We start from the raw sequence: 1,094 nt of genomic DNA, 5'->3' as shown, positions 1-1,094 counted from the left end.
CGCAGGTTAACAAAGTAAGTGCAACACCTGCGACGCCCAAGGAAGAAGCGGCGAGCTGGCAGACTGAAGGGGATCACTCCGGGAAGAGAAGATCCTTGAAGTACTGCCAGCTCACCGAGGCGGAACGATACACCCTGTCCATGCTGAAGCGGGAAGGGCGCTCGCTCCGCGCGATTGCCCATGCATTGCAGCGCAGCCCGAGCACCATCAGCCGCGAGGTCCGGCGCAATGCGACCATTGACCCCAACCGGCCGCGGCCGCTGTATGTGCCAAGCAAGGCGCACGAACACGCCAATGGGCGACGCCGGCGCAGCCGCCGGGTGAAGCACCACGCGGCGGAGGTGTATGCCCACGTCGAAGTGCTCCTGGGCCAGCGACAGTGGAGCCCGGAACAGATCGCCAGCCAGTTGGCTGAGCAACTGGGTGTACGGCTGAGCCACATGACGATCTACCGCCATGTGCGGCGAAACCAGCGCCAGGGCGGCCGGCTGTACATGCACCTGCGACAGGGTGGAAAGCGCCGGCGCAAACGCACGCATGGCCCGGAAAAGCGCGGGAAACTAGCCAACAAACCCATGATCGATACGCGCCCACACGCCGTGGAGGCGCGCGAAGAGATCGGTCATTGGGAAGGCGACACGGTGATGGGTGCAGCTGGCGAACGGGCCTGCCTGTTGACGCTGGTCGAGCGCAGTACAGGCTATGCCATCGTGGCGTGGTTGCCGCACCGCACCGTGTTGGCGGTGAACCGCGCGGCCGTCCGTGCGATCGGCAGCAGCGGCCTGCCGTTCAAGACCATCACCTGGGACAACGGCACCGAGTTTCACGGGTACCGGGAGCTCGAGCAGGCGCTAGGCGTGCAGTGTTACTTTGCCTACCCACACCATCCGTGGCAACGGGGCAGCAACGAGAATTTCAACGGCTTGCTCCGCCAGTACTTCCCGAAGCGCAAGAGCCTGGCACGCATTCGCCAGGCAGACTGCGACAGAGCCACGACCAAGCTCAACCGCCGACCGAGAAAACGCTATGGCTATGAAACGCCACTCCAACGACTTCAGCGGTCAGGGGTGTTGCACTTGGAGTGTTAATTCACC

The 1,094-nt window shown here is 63.5% G+C and carries 1 protein-coding gene; it reads left to right on the top strand.

Annotated features, from left to right (window positions below; all coding sequences use genetic code 11):
* Nucleotides 1–140: 140 nt before the first annotated feature.
* The gene (locus G7B67_RS13145; protein WP_425482453.1) at nt 141–1,088 is read left to right on the top strand and encodes an IS30 family transposase; all 948 of its coding nucleotides are present in this window, start codon (nt 141–143) and stop codon (nt 1,086–1,088) included.
* The last annotated feature ends 6 nt before the right edge of the window (nt 1,089–1,094 follow it).

Origin of the sequence: Cognatiluteimonas telluris (assembly GCF_011320095.1) — a bacterium.
GTDB lineage: Bacteria > Pseudomonadota > Gammaproteobacteria > Xanthomonadales > Xanthomonadaceae > Cognatiluteimonas > Cognatiluteimonas telluris.
This window is presented reverse-complemented; position numbering and strand designations above follow the sequence as displayed.

Bases quoted from the DNA above. Each gene is read 5' to 3' on its own strand.
- G7B67_RS13145 (WP_425482453.1), top strand. From the start codon at position 141: ATGCTGAAGCGGGAAGGGCGCTCGCTCCGCGCGATTGCCCATGCATTG.